Annotated in this window: 22 protein-coding genes; 4 read left to right on the top strand and 18 right to left on the bottom strand. The window is 67.2% G+C overall.

Annotation, left to right across the window (positions count from 1 at the left end; translation table 11 throughout):
* Positions 1-134 precede the first annotated feature (134 nt).
* Positions 135-764 (top strand): NAD(P)H-binding protein, encoded by a 630-nt coding sequence (locus ACTJLD_RS08975; protein ID WP_027787962.1) that lies wholly within the window; start codon positions 135-137, stop codon positions 762-764.
* Between the two features lie 102 nt (positions 765-866).
* Here ACTJLD_RS08975 and ACTJLD_RS08980 read toward each other — a convergent pair whose 3' ends face one another.
* Entirely contained in the window at positions 867-1418 is a 552-nt protein-coding gene (locus ACTJLD_RS08980) for a peroxiredoxin (RefSeq protein WP_021161764.1), read from the bottom strand.
* A gap of 279 nt (positions 1419-1697) precedes the next feature.
* Here ACTJLD_RS08980 and cdpA point away from each other — a divergent pair, with 279 nt between their 5' ends.
* Both cdpA and ACTJLD_RS08990 read left to right on the top strand, forming a co-directional pair.
* Positions 1698-3440 (top strand): cyclic di-GMP phosphodiesterase CdpA, encoded by a 1743-nt coding sequence (gene cdpA / locus ACTJLD_RS08985; RefSeq protein ID WP_194290282.1) that lies wholly within the window; start codon positions 1698-1700, stop codon positions 3438-3440.
* Positions 3441-3465: 25 nt separating this feature from the next.
* Positions 3466-4965, top strand: a complete 1500-nt coding sequence (locus ACTJLD_RS08990) for an HDOD domain-containing protein (protein WP_027787963.1) — start codon at positions 3466-3468, stop codon at positions 4963-4965.
* A 140-nt stretch (positions 4966-5105) separates the two neighbouring features.
* Here the strand turns inward: ACTJLD_RS08990 and ACTJLD_RS08995 are convergent, their stop codons facing one another.
* From ACTJLD_RS08995 to hpnI, 16 genes are all read right to left on the bottom strand, one after another.
* Positions 5106-5900: an ABC transporter substrate-binding protein gene (locus ACTJLD_RS08995; RefSeq protein ID WP_059695483.1), complete on the bottom strand. Its 795-nt coding sequence runs from the start codon at positions 5898-5900 to the stop codon at positions 5106-5108.
* A gap of 368 nt (positions 5901-6268) precedes the next feature.
* Entirely contained in the window at positions 6269-7312 is a 1044-nt protein-coding gene (astE, locus tag ACTJLD_RS09000; protein ID WP_440658685.1) for a succinylglutamate desuccinylase, read from the bottom strand.
* 7 nt (positions 7313-7319) lie between these two features.
* Positions 7320-8660, bottom strand: coding sequence for an N-succinylarginine dihydrolase (astB, locus tag ACTJLD_RS09005; RefSeq protein ID WP_021163198.1), 1341 nt, complete (start codon positions 8658-8660; stop codon positions 7320-7322).
* A gap of 14 nt (positions 8661-8674) precedes the next feature.
* The gene (gene astD, locus ACTJLD_RS09010; RefSeq protein WP_021163197.1) at positions 8675-10138 is read right to left on the bottom strand and encodes a succinylglutamate-semialdehyde dehydrogenase; all 1464 of its coding nucleotides are present in this window, start codon (positions 10136-10138) and stop codon (positions 8675-8677) included.
* Between the two features lie 7 nt (positions 10139-10145).
* Positions 10146-11180 carry an arginine N-succinyltransferase gene (astA, locus tag ACTJLD_RS09015; protein WP_060173770.1) on the bottom strand — a complete coding sequence of 345 codons (1035 nt, stop codon included), beginning with the start codon at positions 11178-11180 and terminating at the stop codon, positions 10146-10148.
* Positions 11177-12229, bottom strand: coding sequence for an arginine/ornithine succinyltransferase subunit alpha (aruF, locus tag ACTJLD_RS09020; RefSeq protein ID WP_060206320.1), 1053 nt, complete (start codon positions 12227-12229; stop codon positions 11177-11179). The genes astA and aruF overlap by 4 nt, the downstream gene beginning before the upstream one ends.
* Positions 12230-12259: 30 nt before the next feature.
* A complete protein-coding gene (locus tag ACTJLD_RS09025; RefSeq protein WP_027787970.1) occupies positions 12260-13492 on the bottom strand; it encodes an aspartate aminotransferase family protein in 1233 nt (410 codons plus the stop codon).
* A 1040-nt stretch (positions 13493-14532) separates the two neighbouring features.
* Positions 14533-15573 (bottom strand): GlxA family transcriptional regulator, encoded by a 1041-nt coding sequence (locus ACTJLD_RS09030; protein ID WP_059695475.1) that lies wholly within the window; start codon positions 15571-15573, stop codon positions 14533-14535.
* Between the two features lie 22 nt (positions 15574-15595).
* Positions 15596-16396 (bottom strand): ABC transporter ATP-binding protein, encoded by an 801-nt coding sequence (locus ACTJLD_RS09035; RefSeq protein WP_059681868.1) that lies wholly within the window; start codon positions 16394-16396, stop codon positions 15596-15598.
* Positions 16397-16416: 20 nt separating this feature from the next.
* Positions 16417-17130 (bottom strand): ABC transporter permease, encoded by a 714-nt coding sequence (locus ACTJLD_RS09040; RefSeq protein WP_011351456.1) that lies wholly within the window; start codon positions 17128-17130, stop codon positions 16417-16419.
* Positions 17127-17816: an ABC transporter permease gene (locus ACTJLD_RS09045; RefSeq protein ID WP_021163190.1), complete on the bottom strand. Its 690-nt coding sequence runs from the start codon at positions 17814-17816 to the stop codon at positions 17127-17129. The genes ACTJLD_RS09040 and ACTJLD_RS09045 overlap by 4 nt, the downstream gene beginning before the upstream one ends.
* A gap of 273 nt (positions 17817-18089) precedes the next feature.
* The gene (locus ACTJLD_RS09050) at positions 18090-18647 is read right to left on the bottom strand and encodes a lipoprotein (protein ID WP_021163189.1); all 558 of its coding nucleotides are present in this window, start codon (positions 18645-18647) and stop codon (positions 18090-18092) included.
* 87 nt (positions 18648-18734) lie between these two features.
* Positions 18735-19778 (bottom strand): lysylphosphatidylglycerol synthase domain-containing protein, encoded by a 1044-nt coding sequence (locus ACTJLD_RS09055; protein WP_334012006.1) that lies wholly within the window; start codon positions 19776-19778, stop codon positions 18735-18737.
* Complete coding sequence (gene hpnK / locus ACTJLD_RS09060; RefSeq protein WP_060173768.1) at positions 19775-20659, bottom strand: hopanoid biosynthesis-associated protein HpnK; 885 nt, start codon at positions 20657-20659, stop codon at positions 19775-19777. The genes ACTJLD_RS09055 and hpnK overlap by 4 nt, the downstream gene beginning before the upstream one ends.
* Positions 20660-20662: 3 nt before the next feature.
* The gene (gene hpnJ, locus ACTJLD_RS09065) at positions 20663-22105 is read right to left on the bottom strand and encodes a hopanoid biosynthesis associated radical SAM protein HpnJ (RefSeq protein ID WP_311768753.1); all 1443 of its coding nucleotides are present in this window, start codon (positions 22103-22105) and stop codon (positions 20663-20665) included.
* A 136-nt stretch (positions 22106-22241) separates the two neighbouring features.
* Positions 22242-23417 carry a bacteriohopanetetrol glucosamine biosynthesis glycosyltransferase HpnI gene (gene hpnI, locus ACTJLD_RS09070; RefSeq protein WP_027787977.1) on the bottom strand — a complete coding sequence of 392 codons (1176 nt, stop codon included), beginning with the start codon at positions 23415-23417 and terminating at the stop codon, positions 22242-22244.
* A gap of 641 nt (positions 23418-24058) precedes the next feature.
* On the opposite strand from hpnI, the gene ACTJLD_RS09075 reads away from it, so the two are divergent.
* Positions 24059-25057 (top strand): LLM class flavin-dependent oxidoreductase, encoded by a 999-nt coding sequence (locus ACTJLD_RS09075; RefSeq protein ID WP_060086493.1) that lies wholly within the window; start codon positions 24059-24061, stop codon positions 25055-25057.
* 21 nt (positions 25058-25078) lie between these two features.
* On the opposite strand, the gene ACTJLD_RS09080 is transcribed toward ACTJLD_RS09075, so the two are convergent.
* On the bottom strand, positions 25079-26140 hold the full coding sequence (locus tag ACTJLD_RS09080) for an alpha/beta fold hydrolase (RefSeq protein ID WP_060312024.1): 1062 nt from the start codon (positions 26138-26140) through the stop codon (positions 25079-25081).
* Positions 26141-26270 lie beyond the last annotated feature (130 nt).

The raw sequence follows: 26270 nt of genomic DNA on the forward strand, positions 1-26270 counted from the left end.
ATGGCGGCAGGAAGGCCCGTCGCCGGTACGCCCCTTAATACACACCCGCCGCACGGGCAAATCGACATTACACTTGAGTTATCGGTCGTCCGTCCCTATCTGGGAAGACGACGCATCGAGCAAGGAGCGGTTTCATGACGACGAAGGTACTGCTGATTGGCGCGACCGGCCGAACGGGCCAGGCCTGCGCGGATCTGCTGCTCAAGCAGCCGGAGTTCGAGGTCACGGCGCTCGTGCGCCGGCACGGCTATGCGCTGGCGGGCGCGCGGGTGGTCGAGGCCGATCTGACGAACGATTTCTCGCACGCATTCCAGGGCATCACGCACGTGATCTACGCAGCCGGCTCGGCCGAATCGGAAGGCGCGGCCGAAGAGGAGCAGGTCGACCGCGACGCGGTCGCCCGCGCGGCCGAATACACGCTGGCCTACAACGCGCAGAAGCTCGTGGTGATCAGCTCGCTGTCCGCGTACCGGCCCGAACTCGGCCCGGACGCGCTGCGCCACTATTCGCAGATGAAGCGCGAAGGCGACGATCGCGTGATCGCGTCGGGTGTCGACTACGCGATCCTGCGCCCCGGCCCGCTCACGGACGACCCGGGCGTCGGCAAGATCGCGCTGACCGACGCGTGGTTCGACGGCGCCCCGCCCGTGTCACGCCAGGATGTCGCCTGGGCCGCGATCGAGGCGATCAAGCTCGGCATCTCGCGCAAGATCGTCGGCTTCGTCGGCGGCAGCGTGCCGATCGAGCAGGCCTTGCGCGCCTAGCGCCCTCACACGCGCCGCCGCGCGGCGGCGCGCCGATCCGTACCGGCGGCCCGCACGACGGGCCGCCTCGACGCTTGACGCACGCGGTGCCCCGGTGCCCGTTTACTGCTTCGGATGCGCGTCGGCCCACGCCTTCACGGCGGCGAGCGTGTTCTCGACGTGCTTGTCGGGCGACATGCTCGTGTATTCGTAGAGGATCTTCCCTTCCGGCGAAATCACGTAGGACACGCGGTTCGCGCGGTCGATCGCCGGCAGTTTCGCGTCGTATTCCCGGATGATCTTCGCGTCCGGATCAGCCGCGACCGGGAACTTGCTCCGGCACTCGCTCACCGAGAACTTCGTCAGCGTGTCGATCTTGTCGGCCGATACGCCGATCACCGTCGCGCCGTAAGCCTTGTAACGGTCGACTGCGTCCGCGAACGCGTGCGCCTCGATCGTGCAGCCCTTCGTGAATGCAGCCGGGTAGAAATAGAGCACGACCGGCCCCTGCTTCAGCGCGTCCGCGAGCGCGTAGGTGTAGGTCTTGCCGCCCAGCGACGCCTGCGTCGTGAAATCGGGCGCCGCGGCGCCCGGCTTCAGTTCCGCCTGCGCCATCAGTGCATGACCGGCCACCAGCGCCGCCACGGCGGCGCCCAGCAACAGTTTTCGCTTCATCTGCATCCTCATTTCTTATAAAGTCAGCCTCGATGTGGGCCACGCAGGCGTTCGCCTGTCGAACACTTGCGTGACCGATTCGGACCCGCGGCAGCGCCATCCGCGCCCGGCCCGTTAAAGATTCCGCACAGTCTGCCGTTATTCCTTCCGGACAACCGGTTCCAGCCCTTCACGTCAGCGAGAAACATGGAAGCCAACAGGAAACAGACGTCACGCAAGGGCTCCTGGCGCAGCGCCTTGCATACGCTGCGCCGCTTCGCCTGGTCGGGCGGCGCGCTGATGCCCGCGCGCGCCGGCGCCCCGCGCCGCGACGACTCCGTACGCAACTGGCTGGAACAGACGGTTGGCACGGTGGATTTCCTCGCCCATGTCGACCGCGAACTGCGTTTTCTTTACGTGTCGGACGCGAGCCTGCGCTTCATCGGCTACCACCGCGACTACCTGCACACGCTGACGCTGCGCGACCTGATCGCCGAACAGGATACCGCGGCGCTCGAAGGCCTGCTTGCGCGCGCCGCGCGTTCCGGCCAGGTCGAGAAGGCGACGATGTGCATCGTGAAATCGCTGACCTACCCGCTCGACGTCGAGATCCGCGCGTTCAAGAGCCGCCACCACGGGGTGGACGGATTCGCGATCGCGGCGTTCGACGTGTCGTCGTGGCGCGCGCTCGAGGCGCGCCTGACCTACGAGATGCACCACGACCCGATGACGGGCCTCGACAACCTGTCCGCGCTCGTGCCCGCGCTGATGCGCGCGCAGCAGGCCGCCGACGAGGGCGGCACCTGCGCGGCGCTGCTGCTGCTCGACCTCGACGACTACCAGCGGATCAACCGCGCGCTCGGCTACGACGCGGGCGACACGCTGCTGCGCGAAACCGCGCAGCGGCTGAAGGCGCTCGTCACGCAGAACGAACAACTCGCGCGCGTCGCGAGCGACAAGTTCGCGGTCGTGCTCAGTGCGCCGGACCGCACGCAGGCGAGCAATGCCGCCGATGCACTCGCACGCCGGCTGCAGGCCGCAGTGCGCCAGCCCTACGTGTACCAGGGGCAGACCGTGCACCTGTCCGCGAGCATCGGCATCGCGCTCTACCCTGACGAGCGCGCCGCCCCGCATCGCGCGCAGCACCACAGCCCGCTGCTGCGCCGTGCCGATCACGCGCTCGCGCAGGCGAAGGCGTCGGGCGGCAACGCGCTCGCGTTCCACGCGCCCGTCGACGACCCGGCGGACGCCGAACGGCTGAAGCTCGAAGCCGACCTGTACGACGGCGTGCGCAACGGCGAGTTTTCGCTCCATTTCCAGCCGATCACGCGCAGCCAGTCGGGCGCGGTGGTCGGCGTCGAGGCGCTGATCCGCTGGCGCCATCCGGTGCACGGCCTCGTGCCGCCGGCGACCTTCATTCCGCTCGCCGAATCGATCGGCCTGATCAACTATCTCGGCAACTGGGTGCTCAAGGCCGCGTGTATGCAGCTCGTCGCCTGGGACCGCCAGGGGCTCGCGCTGCAGTACGTGGCGGTCAACGTGTCGCCGCAGCAGTTCCGCGACCCGCGCTTCACGCAAAGCGTGCGCGAGGCGATCGCGCTGACGGGCATCGACCCGCGCCGCATCGTGCTCGAGATCACCGAAAGCCTGCTGATGCACGATCCCGCGCAGGCGAAGGGGCTGCTCGAGGAGCTGACCGATCTCGGCATCCGCTTCGCGATCGACGATTTCGGCACCGGTTATTCGAGCCTCGCGTATCTGCAGCGCTTCCCGCTCGCGAAGCTGAAGATCGATCGCAGTTTCGTCGAGAACCTGCTGACCTCGCGCAACGACCGCGCGATCGTGTCGGCCGTGGTCGGCCTCGCGCAGACGCTCGATCTCGAGCTCGTCGCGGAAGGCGTCGAGACCGAGGCGCAGCGCGAATTGCTGACGGAAATGGGCTGCAACCATATCCAGGGCTGGCTCGTCTGCCAGGCGCTGCCGTCCGAGGAGCTTGCGCGGCGCTTCGAGGCCCATCAGCTGCACCTGCACGCCGCCGCCTGACGCGCGGCGAACCGGACAGATCCGTATGTCAATCACCGAACACCTGCCCCGCACCGCGTTGCTCGACAAGCTGTGGGCCCGGATGAACGAACGGGGCGATTTCCCGTTGCTGTCGGAATCGCTGCGCGCGACGATGGCCGCGATGAAGAACGACGACCTCGACTTCACCGCGCTCGTGCGCGTCGTGCTGTCGGACTTCGCACTCACGCAGAAAGTGCTGCGCCTCGCGAATTCCGCGATGTACATGGCGTTCGGCGGCAACATCACGACCGTGACCCGCGCACTGATGGTGCTCGGCATGGATGCCGTCGGCCATCTGGTCGTCGGGCTCAAGCTCGTCGACCATTTCCACCACAGCACGCCGCGGCGCATCGACGCGAAGCTCGAACTGAACCGCGCGCTGCTGTCCGGCTGCGTCGCACGCAAGCTCACCGAACGCGTCGAGCTGCGCGCGGGCGAGGAAGCCGTCGTCTGCACGCTGATGCGCCAGGTCGGCAAGCTGCTCGTGGTCTGCTATCTCGACAGCGAATGGGACCGGATCCGCCGCCGCGCGGCCGAACTGAACGGCGACGAAGCGGCCGCCTGCATCGACGTGCTCGGCGTCGGCTTCGACGAGATCGGGCTCGAGGCGGCCGCGCGCTGGCGGCTGCCCGACGTGATCCGCGCGGGGATGGCCGACCACGACCACGTGGTCCGCACCGACGCGTTCGGCAACGACGAGGACGACCTCGACGCGGGCGAGGTGTCCGATGACGGCCCGACCGAGCGCGTCCGCTGGCTGCGCGAGATCAGCCGCTGCTCGACCGACGTCGCCGGTGCGCTCGTGATGCCCGCGAGCCCGCAGCGCGACGCGCGCATCGCGGCGCTCGCGCAGCACTACGGCGCGGAACTCGGCATGGAACCCGACGCGCTCGTCGAGATCGCCGAGCGGCTCGCGCGCGAGGAAGCGAGCGACACCATGATGCGCGAGATCGTCGAGCTGCGCGCGAACGCCGATGCGATCGCGCGCGCGCAGGCCGAGCCCGAGGCGTGCCTCGAAGCCGGCCTCGCGGACCTGCGCGCGCTGCCGTCCGAGCACGTGCTGACGCCGGTACTCGCGCTCGCGTCGGAAAGCCTGCTGGCCGGCCTCGCGTTCACGCGCACCGTGATGTTCGTGCGTCACGACGACGGCATGTTCGCCGCGCGCCTCGGCTTCGGCCCCGGCGTCGATACGATGCTCGACCGGCTGCGCTTCGACGAGCGCTTCGAGCCGGACGTGTTTCATCTCGCGATCTCGAACTCGGTCGGCATCTTCATCGAGCAGGCACGGGAGCCGAAGATGCTCAAGCGCCTGCCCGCGTGGTATCTCGACGCGTTCGACGACACGCGCGCGTTCGTGCTGCTGCCCGTGCGCGTCGGCACGACGACCGTCGCGCTGCTGTACGGCGACTGGGCCGGCGCGCAGCCCGCGCGCAAGATCACGCAGCAGGAGATGGGCGTGCTCAACGAGCTCGCGCGCGAACTGGGCCGGTTCTTTCCTGCGTGAAGCGGCGCCGGCCGCTCCCCGCCGTTTTCGGCGGTTTCACACCCTGTTTCGCATCCTGTTTCACACCGTTCCCCGCCTGCAAAAGCAAACCGGCCGCATGAGCGGCCGGTTTGCTTGCATCGTGCGATCGAACGCAACGCTTACTTGAGCGTCACGGGCACGCTGAAGTACTTCTTCGCGAGGTTGTCGATCGTGCCGTCGGCCTTCAGGTCCTTCAGCGCCTGATCGAGCGCGGTCTTCAGCGCCGCGTCGTTCTTGCGCAGGCCGAAACCGACGCCCGAGCCGAGGATCTCGGCGTCGCTCACGGTACCGCCCGCGAACGCAAAGCCCTGGCCCTGCGGCTTCGCCAGGAAGCCCTTCGAACCAGCTTCCGCGTCCTGGAACGTGGCGTCGAGACGGCCGGACTTCAGGTCGGCGTAGGCCAGGTCCTGCGTCTGGTACGGCACGACCTCGACGCCTGCCGGCGCCCACTTCTTCTTCGCGTACGCTTCCTGGATCGTGCCCTGCAGCACGCCGACGCGCTTGCCCTTCAGCGATTGCGGGGTCGGCAGCAGGCCGCTGCCCTGCTTCGCGATCAGCTGGTTCGGAATGGTGTAGATCGGATCGGTGAACGCGATCGCATGCTTGCGCTGGTCGGTGATCGTCATGTCCGAGTTGATCGCGTCGAACTTGCGCGCCTGCAGCGCCGGGATCAGGCCGTCGAAGTCGTTCTCGACCCACACGCACTTCGTCTTCAGCTTCGCGCACACCGCGTTGCCGATGTCGATATCGAAGCCGGTCAGCTTGCCGTCGGGCGTCTTGTATTCGAACGGCGCGTACGAGGCTTCGACGCCGAAACGGATCTCCTTCAGATCCGCGGCAAACGCGCTGCCTGCCGCCACCGCCGATGCCGCCACCACCGCATGCGCGGCCACTTTACGCCAATCCAACTTCATCAGGTGCTCTCCTCGATACTCGAATGTTCCGGAACTACGGGCGCTTGCATCATTGCAGGGTCGGATGACCACGACAATCGCGATGCCACGCCGTGATGCGGCGCAACAGCCGCAAGGCCGCGATTGTACCAATCCGCGCGGCCCGATATGGCAAAGCGGGCGACGTCGCGCGATGCTGCGCTGCGTGCGCGGCGCCGGTCAGGCGATCCGCCGAACTTGCAAAACGGTGTCGCAAATACGCAAGCCGGGGGCGCGTGCCGTCGGCCCCGGCTTGCGGGCGACGACGACGGGATACCGACAGGTTGCGGGTCAGGCGCGGGCCGCGTGCCGTCGCGGCAGCGCAATCAGCAGCCGGTCGGGACATGCGCTCAAACGAGCGCCGCGATCGTCTCGCGCGTCGTGTCGATGACGAGCAGGCCCGCGCGCAGGCCCGGCTTCACGGTCGGGTTCGGAAAGACGATCCGTTCCTCGTCGTGCGTAACCGTGTAGCGGTAGTCGCCGTCCTGCGCGAGCACCGTGCCGCGTGCAAACGCGGTGAAGTTCGCGACGTCGGCCGCGACGAACAGCTCCAGCGCATCGCTCTGCTTCGTGATCTGGTCGATCACCGTGAACACGCGCGGCAGCGGCGGATGATCGCCCTGCACGACCGCATCTCCTCCCGCGCCCGACACGAGCTTGCGCACCGCGCGATCGGCCGGTGCGAAGCGCGTCAGGTCGTTCTGGCCGAACGGGCGCACCTTGCCGAGTTCCAGCGTGCACGCGAGCGCACCGCAGTGCTCGGCCGTGAAATGCGAATACGTATTGCCCTTCGCGGTATGCAGCAGCACGGCCGCGATCCGCGCGTCGCCGAGCCATTCGAACATCGTGCGCGTCGGCGGCGTGCCCGTGTGTGGCAGCAGTGCGAACTGCTCGAACACCGACGCGCGGATCGCCGTGTGCATGTCGATGTGCCAGCGCGCGGCGCCGGCCGGCGCGTCCGCGAAGAACGCGGCGGCGGCTGCTTCCAGCTGCGCGGCGCGCGGTGCTTCGCGGCTGGCGGGCACCTGCGCATGACGGCCGCTGAACAGGCGGTTCAGGTCGTCGTCGAGATAACGCTCGCCGGCACGCATCGCCGGCACGTTGCCGAGCACGACGAGCAGTCGGCACGCGAGCGGCAGCGCGCCCGATGCGAGATCGCGCACGAGCATCGACAGCAGCTCGATCGGCGCCGTCTCGTCGCCGTGCACACCGGCCGACACGAGCACGCTCGGGCGCGCCGCGCCGGCGGCCGCGGCCGGTTCGAGCGCGAGCAGACCGTCGCCGCGCCATGACCAGCGCACGGCGCCGGCCGCGCAGGTGCCTTCCGTCGCGGACGGCATGCTACCGGCCAGCGTGAACGCGAGGAAGTCGTCGAGCAGCGCGTTGGCCGGCATCCGTGCCTCAGCGCTGGAAGTCATACAGCGAACCGACGCGCAGGATCTGCGTGAGCTCGTCGAGCGCCGTGCGCGATTCGTCGAGCAGCGCCGGATCGGCGAGGTCTTCCGGTGCGAGGCGATCGCGATAGTGCCGGTCGATCCACGTGTCGAGCGACGTGAACAGCGTGTCGTTGATCCACACGTTCGACGTGACGGCCGCGCGTTCCGCGTCGTTCAGCACGACACGCAGGCGCAGGCAGGCGGGGCCGCCGCCGTTCTTCATGCTTTCGCGCAGGTCGAACACGAGCACGTCGTGAATCGGGCCGTTGCCGGCCGCGAGTTCGTCGAGATAAGCCGCGACGTTCCCGTTCTCGCGGCATTCCTGCGGCACGACGAGCACTTGCGAGCCGTCCGCGCGCGACAGCAGCTGGCTGTTGAACAGATACGACGTGACCGCGTCGTTCACGCTCACGGCCGCCTCGGGCACCTCGATCACGTTCAGGCGCGCGCCGCGTGCGTCGAGCGCGGCGGTCAGCGTATCGTAGATCGCCTGCTTGTTGACGAACGCGCGCTCGTGCGTGAACAGCGTGTCGCGGTTGCCGACCGAGATCACGTCGTTGTGGAACACGCCCGCGTCGATCACGTCCGGGTCCTGCTGCGCATACACCGTCGCCTCTTCGGCGAGCCCGTGGCGATGCGCGACCGCGCGGCTCGCCTCGAACGTCTGGCGTGCCGGGAAGCGCTTCGGCTCGGGGCCGCGGCGATATTCCGCGCGGCCGTACACGAAGAACTCGATGCCCGGCTTGCCGTATTCGGCACAGAAGCGCGTGTGGTTCGCCGCGCCTTCGTCGCCGAGTGCCGGCGTGCCGGTCAGCGCTTCGTGCACCGCGAAGTGCGCGGGATCGGCGAACAGCGTCGACAGCGTGCGGCGCGTCGCTTCGTGTTCGATCGCGCGATGCAGCTTGCTGCACAGGTTCGCCGGCGTGAAGTGCACGCGGCCGTCGCTCGTGTCGGCCGACGGGCTGACGGTGGCCGCGTTCGCGGTCCACATCGCCGATGCCGAGCTCGCGGCGGCGAGCAGTTCGGGCGCCTGCTTCGCGGCCTTCGCGATCACGTCCGCGTCCTTGCCCGAGAAGCCGAGCTCGCGCAACAGGCGCAGCGACGGCCGCTCCTGCGGCGGCAGCACGCCTTGCGCGAAGCCGAGATCCGCGAGCTGCTTCATCTTGCGCAGCCCCTGCTTCGCGGCGGCCTTCGGATTCGCGGCCGACTTCTCGTTGTTGAGCGACGCCACGTTGCCGAACGACAGGCCGGCGTAGTTGTGGGTCGGGCCGACGAGCCCGTCGAAATTGGCTTCTTGTGCGTTCATCGTCGTTCCCTCGATCAGAAGTGCAGGCCCGGCGACAGGCTCGCGGGCAAAGTCAGTTGCGTGCTTTCCACCGACGCCATCGGATACGCGCAATAGTCGGCCGCGTAGTACGCGCTCGGGCGATGGTTGCCCGAGCGGCCGGTGCCGCCGAACGGCGCGGCGGACGATGCGCCGTTGGTCGGACGGTTCCAGTTGACGATCCCCGCACGGATCGTGCGGCGGAAGTGGTCCCATGCGTTCGCGTCGTCGGCCAGCAGGCCGGCGGACAGGCCGAACGCCGTGTCGTTCGCGCGCTCGATCGCTTCGTCGAACGTCGCGTAGCGGACGATCTGCGCGAGCGGGCCGAAGTGTTCTTCGTCGGGCAGGTTCGCCACGCCCGTCACGTCGACGATCGCCGCGTTCACGAAGCCCAGGCGCGGATCGCGCTGCGTCATCGCGATGATCGGCTTCGCGCCCTGCTCGATCAGGCGCGACTGCGCGTCAACGAGCTTCGCGGCCGCGCGCGCCGAGATCACCGCGCCCATGAACGGCTGCGGATCGGCGTCGAACACGTCGGCCGTGATCTTCGACGTGACGTCGGCGAAGCGTGCGAGGAAGCGGTCGCCGAACGCGCCCTGCGGAACGAAGATGCGGCGCGCGCACGTGCAGCGCTGGCCGGCCGACAGGAACGCCGACTGGATCGTGTGATGGACGGCCGCGTCGATGTCCTCGACTTCACCGATCACGAGCGGATTGTTGCCGCCCATCTCGAGCGCGAGCACGATTTCCGGACGGCCGCCGAACTGGCGGTGCAGCAGCGTGCCGGTATCCGAGCTGCCGGTGAAGAACAGCCCGTCGATCTGCCGGTGATTCGCGAGCGCGATGCCCGTGTCCTTCTCGCCCTGCACGAGGTTCAGCACGCCGGCCGGCAGCCCGGCTTCCTGCCACACCTCGACCGTCGCGCGCGCGACGCCCGGCGCGAGCTCCGACGGCTTGAACACGACCGCATTGCCGGCGATCAGCGCGGGCACGATATGGCCGTTCGGCAAGTGGCCGGGGAAGTTGTACGGGCCGAACACCGCGACGACACCGTGCGGGCGGTGGCGCAGCACCGCGACGCCGTCGGCCATATCCTGGCGCTTCTCGCCGGTGCGTTCCTGGTAGGCCTGGATCGAAATGCCGACCTTCGCGGCCATCGACGCGACTTCGGTGCGCGCTTCCCACAGCGGCTTGCCCGTCTCGCGGCCGATCGCGGTCGCGATCGCTTCCTTGCGTTCATTGAGCAATGCAGCGAAACGCTTGACGATCGCGCAGCGCGATTCGAAGTCGAGCGCCGACCAGCCGGCGAATGCGCGACGCGCGCTCGCGACCGCACGGTCGACGTCGGCCGCCGACGCGCTTTCGCCCTGCCATGCGATCTCGTCGGTGCCCGGGTTGCGCGAAGCGAACACGGGGCCCGAGCCTGCGACCCAGGCGCCGTCGATGAAGAGTTCCGTCATGATTCGTTTATCCCTGTTTGACTTTGAGCGGCAGCACGCGGACCGGATCGCCGGCCTTCACGTCGAGCGCGGCGGCATCGTCGGCCGACAGCACGAACGAGCCGTTCGCGACCACGCCCGGCGCGACGCCGACGCGGAAATCGGTGAGCGACGTGTTCGACACGAGTGACGTCGGCGGATGGTCGCCCTGCGCGTCGGGCACGCCGATCGCTACCGGCACGACGACGCTCTCGCGCACCGTGCGCAGGTCGTTCACGTGGCATTCGAGCACCGGGCCCGCGTCGAAGATGTCGACGTGGTTCTGGTAGCGCAGCCCTTCCGCCTCGAGCATCTTGCGGGCCGGCAGCGTGTCGCGGTGCGTGAGGCCGACCGCGTCCTGCGCGTCCTGCGGCAGCAGGTCGACGTACACCGGATAGCGCGGCATCAGTTCCGCGAGGAACGACTTGCGGCCGTGCGAGCTGAGATAGTCGGCCGCGTTGAAATCGATCTGGTAGAAGTGCGAACCGACGGCGCGCCAGAACGGCGACGTGCCGTCGTCGTCGAAGTGGCCGCGCAGTTCCGCGCAGATGCGTTCCGGGAAGCGTTCGCGGAACTGCGCGATGAACATGAAGCGCGAGCGCGACAGCAGGCCGCCCACGCCGCCCGTGCGATAACGCGGGCTCAGGAACAGCGAGCACACTTCCGCGTAGCCGGTCAGGTCGTGCGAGATGTTCAGCGCGTGCATGCGCGTCCACACGCCGAGCTCCTGGCTCGCATGCACGACCGTGCTCACGCGGTAGTTGTAGAACGGCTGTTCGAGGCCGACCTGCGACTCGATCCCGCATACGCCCGCGATGTCGCCCGTCGCCGAATCCTCCATCACGAAGAAGTAGCCGGCTTCGCCGGCCGCTGCCTCGCCCTCGAGCGTGCGGCGCGTGCGCTCGATGCGCGCGGCGAGCGCGTCGCGGTCGGGCTTGAACGTGGTCAGGCCCGGCCCGGTTTCCTTCGCGAGCGACACGAGCGCGTCGACGTCGCCCGTTTGTACGACCCGAACGACGATCATGCTGCGTCTCCCTTCAAATCTTCATCGTCGCGGCGGTGCAGTGGCACGCAGCGCACGACATCGCCATCCTTCACATCGAGCGCCGCGCGCACGTCGCCGGCGAGCGGTGCGTCAGCCGCATCGCCCGGCAGGTCGGCCAGCACGCAGCGGAACGATTCGCCGCTGCCCGTCGACACCATGTACGCAACGTCGCCCTGCTGGTGCGCGGCCTCGCGCACGACGCGCTCCGAGCCGTGCTTCACGCACGCGGTGCGGTCGACCTGCGCGGTGAGCACCGGGCCCGCGTCGAAGATGTCGACGAAGCGGTCGGGCTCGAAGCCTTCCTCGAGATGGATGTCGTAGGCGAGCAGTGCCGATTCGTTCGGTTCGCCGAGCACGCGCTGCGCGGCTTCCGGCAGCAGCGGCACGTAGAGCGGATACGCCGGCATCACTTCCGCGATGAAGGTGCGGCTGCGGCCGCCCGACGCGATGTCGACGTCGGTGAAGTTGCGGCCGAAGAACTTGCGGCCCACCGCTTCCCAGAACGGCGACGCGCCCGTGTCGTCGCTCACGCCGAGCAGCAGCGTGAACACTTCCGGCGTGAAGCGGCGGCGGTTCGCGGCGATGTACATCATCCGGGCGCGCGAGATCAGGTGCGCGGCCGCATCGCCGCGCAGCGACGGATCGACGTAGAAGCCCGCGAGCCTGCTCTTGCCGGTCAGCTCGTGCGACATCGTGAGCGCGTGGATCTTGCGGTTCACGTGCAGCTCGCGCGACGCGTGGATCAAGGCGTCGTTGCGGAACGCGTAGAACGGCTCCGAGTAACCGGCCGCGGCCACGATGCTCGCCGTGCCGAGCAGCTTGCCCGTCGACGAATCCTCGAGCACGAAGAGATAGAACTCCTCGCCGGCGAAGTCGACGTCCGCGCGAAACGAATCCTCCGAGAGCGCCACGCGCGCTTCGAGCGCCGCGCGGTCGTGCGGCAGCGAGTGCAGGACCGGTTGCGCGGTGCGCGCCATGTGCGCGAGCGCATCGAGATCCGTGAGTTTGCCGGGGCGAACAAATAGCATCGTCGTTCCTGTCTGCGATGGGTGCGCCGATCAGCGCGCGGTGGCTTCCTGGGCGGCGAGCACTTGTTCGACGGCCTTCTCGAAGCGCTTGACGCCTTCGTCGAGCAGGTCGAACGGGATCACCAGCGACGGGACGAAGCGCAGCACGTTCGGGCCGGCGATCAGCATGATCAGGCCGTTTTCTGCTGCCGCGGTGACGAAGTCCTTCGCGCGGCCATCGAATGCGGCAGTGAGTTCCGCGCCGACGAGCAGGCCCTTGCCGCGCACGTCCTTGAAGATGCCGAAGCGTGCGTTGATGCGCTCGAGCGCGCCCTTCAGGCGCACGCTGCGTTCGCGCACGCCTTCGAGCAGTGCCGGGTCGCCGATCAGTTCGACGACCTTGTCGGCGATCGCCGATGCGAGCGGGTTGCCGCCGTACGTCGTGCCGTGCACGCCGACCTTGAAGTGCGCGGCCAGTTCGTTGGTCGTCAGCATCGCGCCGATCGGGAAGCCGTTGCCGAGCGCCTTGGCGGTCGTGAGGATGTCCGGCGTGACGCCCGTGTCCATGTACGCGTAGAACTGGCCCGTGCGGCCGACGCCCGTTTGCACTTCGTCGAAGATCAGCAGCGCGTCGTTCGCGTCACAGGCTTCGCGCAGTGCCTTCAGGAATGCCGGATCGGCCGGGATCACGCCGCCTTCGCCTTGCACGGGCTCGACGATCACTGCGCAGGTTTGCGGGCCGATCGCGGCCTTCGCGGCTTCGATGTCGTTGTACGGCAGATGCGTGATGCCGGCCGGCACGGGGCCGAAGCCTTCCGAGTACTTCGGCTGGCCGCCGACGCTGACCGTGAAGAACGTGCGGCCGTGGAACGACTGCACGAACGAGATGATTTCCACCTTGTCGGCGCCGTGGCGGTCGAACGCGACGCGGCGCGCGAGTTTCAGGGCGGCTTCGTTCGCTTCCGCGCCCGAGTTCGCGAAGAACGCGCGGTCGGCGAAGGTCAGCGATTCGAGGCGCTTGGCGAGGCGCAGCACCGGCTCGTTCGTGTAGCCGTTGCCGATGTGCCAGAGCTTGCGGCTTTGTTCGTCCAGGACTTTCAGCAGTTCCGGGTGGCCGTGGCCGAGCGACGTCACCGCGATGCCGCACGCGAAATCGATGTACTCGCGGCCGGCCGTGTCCCACACGCGGGAGCCCTCTGCGCGATCCGGCACGAACGGCGCGGGAGAAAATACCGGCACCATCACTTCATCGAATGTCTGGCGGGTCACGGTCGAGGTCGTCATGGTCGTTCCTTTCGGTTTCGTAAGAGGGTTCAACAGGATCAAGTTTAGGTAAGGGTGACGCAAGCGTCTTGCGGAATTGCGACGGGTTCTATCGGAAGCGGATAGTGCGCTTTATTTTGCCCTCTCTCTCCGGGCGGGGGGCGTGGAAGCTTGTCTGGTTTTGGGGCTTGTGGGTCTGTGCTTGCCTTTGTCGTGAAGCACCTGTGAGCTCGTCGGTCTATTAGCGTCGCCCCTGCGCGGGGCGGCGGTTACTTTTCTTTGTCTTGCCAAAGAAAAGTAACCAAAAGAAAGGCGCTGGGAAAACGCATGACTTCCCGGTGCCGTGGTTCCCGGAGTGGACACCGCCTAAGTGTCCGCGCCAGTCTGGAACGCGGAGTGGTTCGAGCAATGGTTCTGACACCACTCCCTACCCAACAGAGCGGTATACCACCCGCAAGCTCCGCCCTCGCTTCGCTCGGCCGACAGGTACACCCCCTCCAGTAGCGCATAAGGTCAATCCTCCCGGCAATCGCACGCGCAAGTACCCCGAACTCAGCAAATCAAGGGCACACCCTCATTCACAAGGAAAAAGGGACGCAGCGACCCATCACGAAAACACACGCCACCGACGGTATCAAACACGTACCGATGACAAGCAGTCCGACAGGTACGAATGGTGTGAGCAAAGAGAGTGTCCGATCTGCTGATCAGCGCGGGCAGAAGCAGCAAGGGCATGAAACGCGACGGGAGGTACCTTGCAGCCGAGCGAAGCGAGGATGGAGCTAGCGGGCGGTATACCGCTCTGTTGGGTAGGGAGTGGTGTCAGAACCATTGCTCGAACCACTCCGTGTTCCTGACTGGCGCGGACACTTAGGCGGTGTCCACTCCGGGAACCATGGCACCGGGAAGTCATGCGTTCTCCCAGCGCCTTTCTTTTGGTTACTTTTCTTTGGCAAGACAAAGAAAAGTAACCGCCGCCCCGCGCAGGGGCGACGCTAATAGACCGACAAGCTCACAGGTGCTTCACGACAAACGCAAGCGCACTGCAAAAAAACCTGAAATCAATCCTTCCCACGCTCAACGAGCGCCCCACCCCGCGGTTCACTGCCCCCGCCGGTCTGCTTCTCGAGCCACGCTCGCCGATCCTCCCGAGGCGTGACCCCGAACCTTTCGCGGTACGCGTTGGAAAAATGCGCAGCAGAAGAAAACCCACAGGCGAGGCTAACCTGCACAACCGACTTGCTGGTCCGCTGCAACTGAGTCCGGGCCTTGAGCAACCGGAGGTTGAGGTAATACTTCGAGGGCATCGCCCCGAGATACTGTCGAAAGAGCCGCTCGAGCTGCCGGCGTGAAACGCCGACGAGTTCGGCGATCTCGTCGGTCGTCAACGGATCCTCGACATTGGCTTCCATGAGCAGCAACGCATCGTTCAACCGAGGATGCCGCTCGCCCGGCGCAGTCACAAAAGGAATCCGCTGCCGCTCTTCGCCGCTCCGCAAAGTCCCGACCCCGAGTGCATCGGCAATCCGCTCCGCGAGGTCCGCCCCATGTTCCCGGCCAATCATGGCCAGCATGAAATCCACGGTAGCCTGCCCACCCGCGCACGTCGCGCGGTCCCGGTCGATCTCGAAGATCTGCTGCGTGACGATCGACCGCTCGAACTGTTCGGCGAACTGCTGATACGTCTCCCAGTTCACGCTCACCCGGTACCCGGAAAGCTGCCCGGCCATCGCCAGCCACCACACGCCATGATGAATTCCGCTTACGAGCGGCGTGCGCTGCCCGACCCGCGCGAGACTCGCGAGAAACAACCGATAGTCGGCAAACTGCTGAAACCGCTCCGACACGACGATGACCCAGTCGCACGCGATCGCATCGTTGAACGCCGCATCGGCATGCCACTGCGCACCGCCGGCAAGCGGCACGGGCCGCCCGTCCCACGAACACACCTGCCAGCGATACAGCAGCCGCCCGTCGATCTCGTTCGCGAGGTTCAGCGCATCGACGATCGGACCCACGCCCGACATCGACACGGGCGGCAATGCAACGATCGCCACCTGCATCGTGCGGGTGGCGCCTGCGGGACGAGACACCGGTACCACGTATGAAACCCGCCCTGTCGCGTTACTTGAGACTGCCCGACAGGAACTGCTTCAGGCGCTCGCTCTGCGGGCGTACCAGCACTTCCTTCGGATCACCCTCTTCCTCGGTCCGCCCCTGATGCAGGAACATCACATGATTCGACACGTTGCGCGCGAAACCCATCTCGTGCGTGACGACGATCATCGTGCGGCCTTCCTCGGCCAGCTTCTGCATCACCTTCAGCACTTCGCCCACCAGTTCCGGGTCGAGCGCCGACGTCGGCTCGTCGAACAGCATCACGTCAGGATGCATCGCCAGCGCGCGCGCAATCGCCACGCGCTGCTGCTGGCCACCGGAAAGATGCGACGGATACTGCTTCTCGACGCGCGGCGGCAAGCCGACCTTCTCCAGGTACTCGCGCGCGCGCTCCTCGGCGTCCTTCTTCGAAATGCCGAGCACGTGCACCGGCGCTTCCATCACGTTCTCGAGCACGTTCATGTGCGCCCAGAGGTTGAAGTGCTGGAACACCATCGCGAGCTTCGTGCGGATGCGCTGAAGCTGCTTGTGATCGGCGACTTCGAGCGCACCGGCGCGGTCGGTCTTCGTGCGCACGGTCTCGCCGTCGACGACGATCTGCCCCGCATTCGGCCGCTCGAGAAAATTGATGCAGCGCAGGAACGTGCTCTTACCCGAGCCGCTCGCGCCGATGATGCTGATGACGTCGCCGGCCTTCGCGTTCAGCGATACGCCCTTGAGCACCTCGTTGTCGCCGTAGCGCTTGTGAATGTCGACCGCGGCAAGCTTGGTGGAAGCGGACGCGCTCGTTTGAGTGATCTCGGCCAACTGGCTCTCCTCGAAGTGAATCAATGACGGGCGGCCGCGAGATACGCGAGCCAGTGGCGCTCCGCGCGGCGAAACGCCGCGACGAGTGCGAACGATACCGCAAGATAGATCAGCGCGGCGATTCCGAACGACTGGAACGCCATGTAGGTCGCGGAATTCGCATCGCGTGCGACCTTCAGGATGTCCGGCACGGTCGCCGTGAACGCGACGGTGGTCGCGTGCAGCATCAGGATCACCTCGTTGCTGTACAGCGGCAGCGCGCGGCGCAGCGCCGACGGCAGGATCACGCGGCGGTACATCGTGAACGGCGACATCCCGTATGCCCGCGCCGCCTCGACCTCGCCGTGCGGAATCGCGCGGATCGCACCCGCGAAGATCTCGGTCGTGTACGCGCAGGTGTTCAGCGCGAACGCGAGAATCGCGCAGTTGAAGCCGCTGCGGAAGAACGCGTCGAGCAGCGAGTGCGACCGCACGAACTCGAGGCTGTACATGCCCGTGTACAGCAGCAGCAACTGCACGTAGAGCGGCGTGCCGCGGAACACGTACGTGTAGAACCGCACCGGCGTCGACACCCACTTGTTCTTCGACACGCGCGCGACCGCGAGCGGCACCGCGCACACGAAGCCGAGCGAAATCGACGCGACGAGCAGCCACAGCGTCACCGCGAGGCCGGAGAGGCGCTGGCCGTCCCAGTAAAGGAACGCCTGGCCGAATTCCTGGAGGATCTCGATCATAGTTCTGCGTGCCGCACGCCCATGGAATAACGCTTCTCGAGCTGGATCAGCACGAGGTTGGAAACGGTCGTGATCGCGAGATAGATCAGCGCCGCGACGAGGATGAAGAAGAACATGTTGAACGTGCTCTTGCCGGCGTCCTGCGCGGCCTTCACGACGTCCGCGAGACCGATGATCGACACCAGCGCGGTGGCCTTCACGAGCACCTGCCAGTTGTTGCCGATGCCCGGCAGCGCAAAACGCATCATCTGCGGAAACATGATCCGCACGAACACGCGCATCCCGCTCATCCCGTAAGCCGCACCGGCTTCGAGCTGGCCGCGCGGCACCGACAGGAACGCGCCGCGGAACGTCTCGGTGAAGTACGCGCCATAGATGAAGCCGAGCGTGAGCACGCCGGCCACGAACGGGTCGATGTCGATCTGGTCCCAGCCGACGAAGTCGGTGAACTGGTTCAGCCAGATCTGGATGCTGTAGAACAGCAGCAGCATCAGGACGAGATCGGGCACCGAGCGGATCAGCGTCGTATAACCGGTCGCGATCGCTCGCAGCACCCGGTTGTGCGACAGCTTCGCCACCGCGCCGATCAGCCCCAGCGCCACCGCAGTGGCGAGCGACAGCACCGACAGCTCGATGGTCTGCACGGTGCCGGCCCAGAGGACAGGACCAAAGCCGTAAAGGAACACGCGCGTCTCCAGAGTTGGAATGGATGCCGACGCGTCTGCCTGTCCCGCGCCGGGCTGACGCGGATAGTCGCAAGCGAAATTGATTGCCTCAAATCACCCGGCACGCGATTGCTGCGTCGCAACAATCCGCCCCGTCATTTTCAACCGCGACCTACACCGCTGTTTCAAAAGGAAAAAAGCCGCTCCCTGACAACCGGATAACGGCCAGGGAAGCGGACTTTTTGCAATTTTCCGGTCGCTTTTTCGATATAGCGCCGAAGAAGACGGTCGGGCTTACCGCCCCTTCAGGATGTCGGAGCGCGAAGTCGTGTAGACGAGCCCGTCCGGGCCGAAATGGACGTTGAAGAACGCGTCGGTGTTGACGCCGTCCTCGAGCCAGCGCCAGCTCCAGACCGTCTCGGGCTTGAGCGGATACTGCGCGATGTCGCCGGGCTTGCCGAGCAGGCGCCGCACCTCGTCCTCGTTCATCCCCGGGCGCACTTTCGCGAAATTCTCGGCGGTCAACACCTGCGTCGCGCCCGTGTAGCGGCCGTTCGCATCGAGGTCGACGAACCACGTCTGGTTGCCCATCGGGCCGCGCGGGTATTCGAGACGCTTCGAGCCGTCGGTGAAGTCGCGCTCGGTCTCGGGCTTGCCCATCGTGCCGCGCACGTCGGCCTCGGTCGATTCGCCGGCCTTCAGCCCCTTCAGCAGCAGCGGCGCGGGCTTGATCGCGTTGAAGAAGTCCCTGATACGTTGCACGTCGAGGTTGCCTTGCTTGTCGTCGCAGCCGGTCAGCGCCAGCGCGGCGGCCAGCATCGTCACGGGGAGCAGCCGGAAACGGAAATTCATCGGAAGAAATGCGCGTCGAGAAAACACGCGGCAAGGATACCCGCGCGACGCCAAAAGCGCGAGACGGGCGCGCGGCCCGTCTCGTGGTCAATGCATCGTTTCGGTTTCGGATTCGGCCACGCGGCCCGTCGCGTGCGGCGCGCGCGGCACGGCCGGCGGCGCACCGATGCTGCGGCGCGTGCGCACGAGTTCGGCAAGCTGCCACGAACCGAGCGCGAGGCAGCCGAACAGCACCTCGCGGCCACGCTTGACCAGCGCGAGCGACAGCGCCGTCTCGCGGTCGACGCCGAACATCTGCGCGAGCAGCACGACGGTCGCCTCCTGCACGCCGAGGCCGCCCGGCACCATGAACGCCGCATGGCGCACGGCCTGCGTCATCGCCTCGATCGCGATCGCGCCGCCGATCGACACCGGATGGCCGAGCAGCGCGAGCGCCCAGTAGATCTCGAGCGCGCCGAGCACGTAGCCGGCCAGCTGCCAGAAGAACGCGCTGAACAACAGGCCCGTGCACGACATCAGCGCATCGATGTCGGCATCGAGGCGCTTGCCGTCGACGCCCTGCAGCAGCCGGTGCGAATCGCCGAGCAGGCGGCCCGCGAAACGCTCGATCGCGTGGAAGATCCCGCCGCGGCGCATCAGCACGACGCCGAGCACCGGCAGCGGCAGCGTCAGCAGCAGCGCGAGGCCGATCGTGCCGCCGCCCATGTTGTCCGTCGTCGCGAGCAGCAGCACGAGGCCGAGCGCGGCAAACGCATACTGGACGACGATCGTCACGAGCACCTCGACGATCACCGACGCCGTCACGCGGCTCGCGTCGGGCACCTGCCAGCGCGCGAGCCGGATGCCGACCAGCTCGCCGCCGATCCCGACCACCGGCAGCAGCCGGTTCACGGCTTCGCGCACGGTCGCGATCCACCAGAGGAACGGCAGCGACGAGCGCTTGTCGAGCAGCAGGTGCCACGCGTAGGCGTCGAGCAGCAGCGGCAGCGCGTGGAACGGTACGAGCCACAGCAGCGCGTAACCGGCGCGCGCGAGCATCTGAGACACGTCGCCGATGCCTTCGTGCAGCCCCAGCGCCAGCAGGATGCCGATGCCGAGCGGCCAGCCGAGCCATTTGATCCACTTGATCATGACGGCTGCGCTCCCGGTGCGCGCGACGCCTGCCCGCCGCGCCGCGACGCAGGCTGGCCGAACACGTCGGCAAAACCGCCGGTCGCGACGCCCGCGGCCTTCAGCGCGGCCGCGACGCGCGGCGACAGCAGCGCATCGAGTTCGTCCACCGGACGGTAGCCGGCCATCGTCGGCGTGATCGGGCCGTCGCCGGCCTCGGCCGGATGGCAGTAGATCTCGCCGACGCCCGGCGGCAGCTTGGCCAGCGCGTCGAGCAGCACGGCCTCGTCCATCGCGCCCGTATGCTCGATCCCGACCACATAGTCGTTGTGCGCGAGCCCCGCCCGGTCGAGCCGCGCGCGCACGAGCGCGATCCACGGCTTGAGCAGCGCGGGCGCGCTCGTCTCGTACGGCAGCCGCACCGCGCGCAGCCCGTAGTCGCGGCCGATCTCGATGATCAGCGACAGCACGGTCGGATGCAGGTGGAAATGCTTGTGCGCGTTCACGTGGTCGAGCGGCAGGCCGCTCGCCGCGAACGCGTCGAACTGCGCGCGAATCTCGCGGCGCAGCTGCGCCCGCACGTGCGGCAGGAAGAAGAAGCGGCAGCCGTCCTTCGCCATCGCGTCACCGAACCGCCCGTCGGGGCCGACGAGCGCGGGAATCTCATGCGCGGGCAGCGTGGCCGGCCCGTCCGCGAGCACGAGATGCAGGCCGACCGCGAGCGACGGCAGCCGCCGCGCGCGCTCGATCGCATCCGGTGCGGCGCTCGCGCCGACCATCAGGCTCGCGGCGTTCAGCACGCCGTCGCGGTGCGCGCGTTCGACTGCCGCGTTGACGCGCGGGTGCAGCCCGAAGTCGTCCGCGGTGAAGATCAGCGCCCGCGCCGCCCGCTGCGTCGCCACGGATTACGCCTCGTGCGCGCGCAGGAAGCGGAAGAACTCGACGCCTTCGCGCAGGCGGCGCTTCATCATGTCCCAGCTCGTCAGCATCTCGCGCACGATCTCCCAGATCTTCGACGGACGGAAGTAGAACTGGCGATAGAACTGCTCGAGGTGGTGATAGATCTCGTCGCGCGACAGGTGCGCGTAGCCGATCGCCGCGAGCTGCACACCTTCCTTGCTCACCAGGTTGATGGTCTTGTTCTCTTCCATCCAGCCGTTTTCCACGGCCTGCTTGTAGAGCGTCGTGCCCGGATACGGCGCGGCGAGCGAGACCTGGATCGTGTGCGGATTGATTTCCTTCGCGTACTCGATCGTCTTCTTGATGGTCTCCTGCGTCTCGCCCGGCAGGCCGAGGATGAAGGTGCCGTGGATCTTGATGCCGAGCTTCTTGCAGTCCGCGCTGAAGCGGCGCGCGAAATCGGTGCGCACGCCCTTTTTGATGTTCACGAGGATCTGGTCGTCGCCGGATTCGAAGCCGACCAGCAGCAGGCGCAGGCCGTTTTCCTTCATGATCTTGAGCGACTTGTACGGCACGTTGGCCTTCGCGTTGCACGACCACGTCATGCCGAGCTTGCCCAGGCCGATCGCGATCGCTTCGGCGCGCGGCAGGTCGTCGGTGAAGGTGTCGTCGTCGAACATCAGTTCCTTCACTTCCGGCATGTTGTCGCGGATCCACTTCGCTTCCGCGAGCACGTTCTCGACCGAGCGCGTGCGGTAGCGATGGCCGCTGACCGTCTGCGGCCACAGGCAGAACGTGCAGCGCGACTTGCAGCCGCGGCCCGTGTAGATCGACACGTACGGGTAGTTCAGGTAGCCGATGAAGTAGTTGTCGATCTTCAGGTCGCGCTTGTAGACGGGCGCGACGAACGGCAGTTCGTCCATGTTCTCGAGGATCGGACGCGCTTCGTTGTGCTCGATCGAGCCGTCCTTCGCGCGCCAGCTCAAGCCCTTGATCTCGGCGAACGGCTTGCCTTCGGCGATTTCCTTGCAGGTGTAGTCGAATTCCTCGCGGCACACGAAGTCGATCGCCTCGCTCGCCGTGAGCGAGTTGTGCGGATCGACCATCACCTTCGCGCCGACCATGCCGACCAGCATCGACGGCTTCATCTTCTTGAGATCCTGCGCGAACATCGCGTCGGTCGGGAACGACGGCGTGCTCGTGTGGATGATCACGAGATCGTAGTCGTTGGCGATCTTCAGCGTTTCCTCGACCGACAGGCCGTCGGCCGGCGCGTCGACGACGCGGCTGCCCGGCACGAGCGCGGCCGGCTGCGCGAGCCACGTCGGATACCAGAAGGAACGGATTTCGCGCTTCGCCTGATAGCGCGAGCCGGCTCCGCCGTCGAAGCCGTCATACGAAGGGGCCTGCAAGAACAGCGTTTTCATGAATGCTCCGGTAGCCTGCATAGTTCGTTTCGTTACAACGATTCAGTCAAAAAACCGCGGGCCGCCCTGCCGGCGCCCGCCTCTCTGTCATGTCGCGCCGCGCGGCCTCGCCGCGCAGCGCGTCTCGGCCCTCGGGCCGGGTTCGACCGGAACGGCCCTAGCGGCCGTCCACTGCTTCCACGGCCGCCGTCGCGCGCTCGCCGCCGACGACCGTCATCCTCGCGCCGCGCCACACGACATGCGTGCCGAACACGGCCGCGAGCCACTCGAGCGCGAGCAGCGTGTCGCGCACCGCGACGAGCGGCAAGTCGCGCCAGAATGCGCGCCAGCCGTCCTCGCCGCGCGCGTGCAGCACGAGCCGCCCGAACGCGCCCACCACGGCCGCCCAGCCCGCCAGCGAGCCGGCGAAGGTGCCGTCGAGGCGCAGCGCGAGCGCCGCGCCGATCGCGAGCCACGGCACGGTGAACGTAATGAACAGGAACGCGAAACCGGCCGGGTTCAGCGAACGGATCGTGCGCAACCAGCGCGTCTCGCGGTGCCACAGCGGCCCGAACGACGGTTCGATCACGTCGGTCGCGACCTCGACTTCCGACAGCACGGTGCGGCGCCCGAGGCGGCGCGGCAGCTCGGCCAGCCAGAAATCGTCGGCCAGTTCGTCCTTCAGCACGGGAAAGCCGCCGATCCGGTCGAGCGTGTCGCGCGTCAGCGCGAGCGTCGCGCCGAAGCCGAAGCGGCTCGAGCGGCCGAGATGCGTGATCCGGACCGACGGCGCGAACCAGGCGTCGACGAACTGCGCGCCGATTCGCGTCCAGAACCCGCCGACGCTGCGCGCATGATACAGGCACGTGACGACGCCGACCGACACGTCGGCGAGCGGTGCCGTCACGCGCTCCAGATAATCGCGCGTCACCGCGATGTCGCTGTCCGCGATCACGATGCGGCCGTATTTCGCGCGTTCGGCGAGGTTGATCAGGTTGCTGACCTTCAGGTTCTTGCCGTGCACGCGCGCATCGATCACGAGCGTGATGTCGCACTCGGGGTAATCGGCGCGCAGCCGTTCGACCACGGCGACGGCCGGATCGGCCGCCGACGCGACGCCAAACAGTACTTCGTAACGCGGATGACGCTGCTCGCAGAACGTCGCGAGGTTTTCGTACAGGTGCGGCTCCGCGCCGCACAGCGGCTTGAGCACGCTGACCGGCTCGAAGCCGTCCCGCGCGGCCGTGCGCGGCGTACGCGGCCGCGGCGCGAACGCGGCGACGAGCGCATAGCCAGCCGCGGCCAGCGTAAAGACGATCAGGAGCCAGTCGAGCATCGTTGCGGTTGCCGTCATGCGCGACGCCTCCCGGCGACCTGAACGCCATGGAAAACGCTTGAGCGCGATTGAGCGTGATTCGGTATTCCGACAACGACGAACGCGGGCACGACCCGACTCCTTGTTCCAGCAGCGTCTGTATATGAGGGAGGCTCGACCCATCCTTCGGGTGTGGCCATGCCCGGCTTCGCGTGGGGCACCTCCGCGCGAAACCCGGACGAGATGCGGGAAGACTCGTATGGCTACCTTCGGCACAACATGGGCAGGCGCCGGATTTTAGCAGTCTGCGGCACCCCGCGCTCGGCGCTCCGAGAAACGGACTTGTGCAATTCCGGCAAAGCTGCGCAGTCGGCGAACCATTTGAGCGCACCCGCGTTCACGTTAGCGTAAGCGGTTTGCAGGCGTATTGCAGTCTTGAAAATCAATCGTTTCGTGCAAATTTGTACGTCGATGCGGATTCACATCCAATCGCCGTAAAGATTGGTAATTAATCGTCGATTGGATTGATTTTTGCAACGATCGCCGGATTCAGCCTTGCACCCCTGAAAGGCGCATGGGTATCGCGCCGCCCTCAGCAGGTTCCGGAACCCTTTGGCAAAATCCCTGGCATTTGTTGCGTAAGCGCATCACCCCGCCCCCCCCTGTTCGAAGGCCAACCGATGACTCCGTTTTCCGTACTCGATCTCGCCCCCATTCCGGCCGGCGCCGACGCCTCCCAGGCTTTCCGCAATACCGTCGATCTCGCTCAGCACGCGGAACGCTGGGGTTACCTGCGCTACTGGCTCGCCGAGCATCACAACATGCCCGGCATCGCGAGCGCGGCAACGGCCGTCGTGATCGGCCATGTCGCGGGCGCCACGCAGACGATCCGCGTCGGGTCGGGCGGCATCATGCTGCCGAACCACGCGCCGCTCGTGATCGCCGAGCAGTTCGGCACGCTCGCGTCGCTGTATCCGGGGCGCATCGACCTCGGCCTCGGCCGCGCGCCCGGCACCGACCAGACCACATCGCGCGCGCTGCGCCGCGACCTGATCGGCAGCGCCGATTCGTTTCCGGACGATGTCGCCGAGCTGCAGCGCTACTTCGCGGAGCCGGTGCCCGGCCAGCGCGTGCGCGCGGTGCCCGGCGCGGGGCTCGACGTGCCCGTGTGGCTGCTCGGTTCGAGTTTGTTCAGCGCGCAGCTGGCCGCGATGCTCGGGCTGCCGTTCGCGTTCGCGTCGCACTTCGCGCCGGATTACCTGATGCGCGCGCTCGAGATCTATCGTGCGCAGTACCGGCCGTCGGCCGCGTGGCCGAAGCCGCATGCGATGGTCGGCGTCAACGTGTTCGTCGCCGATACCGACGACGAGGCGCAGCGCCTGTTCACGTCGCTGCAGCAGCAGTTCATCAATCTGCGGCGCGGCACGCCGGGCAAGCTGCCGCCGCCCGTCGACGTGCTCGAGGCCAACGAGCTCGAGCTCGCGACCGTGGCGCATTCGCTGTCGTTCGCGGCGGTCGGCTCGCGCGACACCGTGCGCGACAAGCTGCGCGACCGCATCGCGCAGACGGGAGCCGACGAGCTGATCGTCACCGCGCAGATCTACGATCACGCGGCACGGCTGCGTTCGTTCGAACTGACCGCGCAGATCCGCGACGAGCTCGCGAGCGAGGTGCGCTGACGGCACACGCCCGCGCCCGCGTCACTGCGGGTGCACGGCCTCCAGCCCGTCGAGCAGCGCCTTGTGAAACGCGTCCGGGTCCTGGATCTGCGGCGCGTGCCCGAGCGCCGGGAATTCGACGAGCTGCGCGCCGGGGATCGCGGCCTGCGTCCGCTTCGCGAGTTCCGGGTAGCGGCCGAGCTTCGCATGCACGTCGGGCGGCGACACGTCCTTGCCGATCGCGGTCGTGTCCTTGTCGCCGATCATCAGCAGCGTCGGCACGCGGATCGCGCCGAGTTCGTAGACCACCGGCTGCGTGAGGATCATGTCGTAGATCAGCGCGGAGTTCCAGGCGACTGCGTCGCGGCCGGCGCCACGGTACATCCCGGCCAGCATCTGCACCCAGCGCTCGTACGACGGCGACCACTTGCCCGCGTAGTACGTGCCCTGCTCATAGCGGCGGATGCTGTCAGCCGTGGTCTTCTGCTCGCGCGCATACCAGTAGTCGACCGTCAGCGGCGGCACGCCGAGCGCCTTCCAGTCCTCGAGGCCGATCGGGTTCACGAGCACGAGCTGCTCGGTCGCCTTCGGATACATCAGCGCGTAGCGCATCGCGAGCATCCCGCCCGTCGAGTGGCCGACGATCGTCGCCGACTTCACCCCTACCGATTCGAGCAGCGCGTGCGTGTTGCGCGCCAGTTGCTGGAAGCTGTACTGGTAGCGATCGGGCTTCGATGACTTGCAGAAGCCGATCTGGTCCGGTGCGATCACGCGATAGCCGGCACGGCTCAGCACGCCGATCGTGTCCTCCCAGGTCGCCGCGCAGAAGTTCTTCCCGTGCAGCAGCACGACGGTGCGGCCGTTCGGGTGCGCCGGCGGCACGTCGAGATAGGCCATCTCGAGCGTTTCGCGTTGCGACACGAACGTATACACCCGCACGGGTGCCGGATAGGTGAACCCTTCCAGGCGCGGGCCGTACACGGGCCCGTCGTTGCCGGCGGGCGATGCGGCGGCCGCCGCGACAGGCATGGCGCACGCGGCGGCGACACCCGCGCCGAGCACGACGGCGCGCACGGCATACAACATCTTGCGAATCGAAAGCATGGCGATCACGGTGATTGGAGACGCACGCGGGCAGCCGGGCCGCCTCGCGCCCCGCGATTCTACGCGGTCGCGCTGACGACGGCGCGCAACACTCCGGGGCCGCGCGACTTCCGCGCGCGCGACGAACTCG

It is taken from the genome of Burkholderia sp. 22088 (genome assembly GCF_052045915.1).
GTDB lineage: Bacteria > Pseudomonadota > Gammaproteobacteria > Burkholderiales > Burkholderiaceae > Burkholderia > Burkholderia cepacia.